Raw genomic sequence first — 854 nt, forward strand, 5'->3', positions numbered from 1 at the left:
GGATCGCGGGACAAGGCCGGCAAGCCGGTGGCCGGCGGCGGCTCCGGGCCGGAGCTGCTGCTGCAGTTTGTCTTTGCCCCGGGCACCAGTGAACAGCGTGCCCGCGAGGTCACCAATCGGGTCCACGAAACGCTGGCGAACAATCCGCAGTTTGCCGAAGCGGTGGACTCCCTGGAAATCAGCCTGCTGAGCGCACCAAGTTAAGAACCGAGCAAATTGAACCTTTAGGAGGGCAACAGCTTGAGCATGAAACGTTACTGGCAGATCCTTCGCCAACCGGCGATCGGCGGCCTGCTGGTGATCGGAATGATCGCACGACTTCCACACTCGGCGCTGAGCATGCTGCTGTTGCTGCACCTGGTTCTGAACCTGGGCCAGGACTGGGCCTCGGCCGGGATCGTGGTGGCCTGATGACCGTGGGCATCGCCGTGGGTGCTCCGTGGCGCGGGCACCAGGTAGACCAGTGGGGCTGCGCCGGGCGCTGATTCCCTCGATCATCATCGAAGTGGCGGTGTGGAGCACGGTGCCGCATGTGCCGCTGGTGTGGATCTATCCGCTGGCGTTCCTGGCGGGCTGTTCGCCCTGCCGGTCTTCTCCGTGGTGCGCACCGCGCTGGGCGTGATGACCACCGGCGAGCAACGACGCTCCTCCTTCGCCCTGGATGCGATGGCCACCGAGCTGGTGTTCATCGTCGGCCCGGCCTCCGCCGGCATCATCGCCACGCAGCTGGACACCACGCTCGGGCTGACCGCGGTGGGCATCCTCGGATCGCTGGGCGGGGTGGGGCTGTTCCTGCTGAACCCTCCCACCCGCAGTGAGGATCCCAAGGCGAAGGCCAAGAAGGCCAACGTGCA

2 protein-coding genes and 2 pseudogenes are annotated in these 854 nt (G+C 65.9%); all 4 read left to right on the top strand.

The features are described 5' to 3' along the window. Positions 1–204 (top strand): annotated as a pseudogene (locus JCM19049_RS15940) (SseB family protein); the annotation flags it as partial. 36 nt (positions 205–240) lie between these two features. Next, complete coding sequence (locus tag JCM19049_RS21525; RefSeq protein WP_279403412.1) at positions 241–411, top strand: hypothetical protein; 171 nt, start codon at positions 241–243, stop codon at positions 409–411. 52 nt (positions 412–463) lie between these two features. Beyond that, positions 464–622, top strand: a complete 159-nt coding sequence (locus JCM19049_RS21530; RefSeq protein ID WP_279403413.1) for a hypothetical protein — start codon at positions 464–466, stop codon at positions 620–622. Then, positions 601–854: pseudogene (locus JCM19049_RS15945) on the top strand (MFS transporter); the annotation flags it as partial. The gene JCM19049_RS21530 and the pseudogene JCM19049_RS15945, both read left to right, overlap by 22 nt.

This window comes from Arthrobacter sp. JCM 19049 (assembly GCF_001310435.1).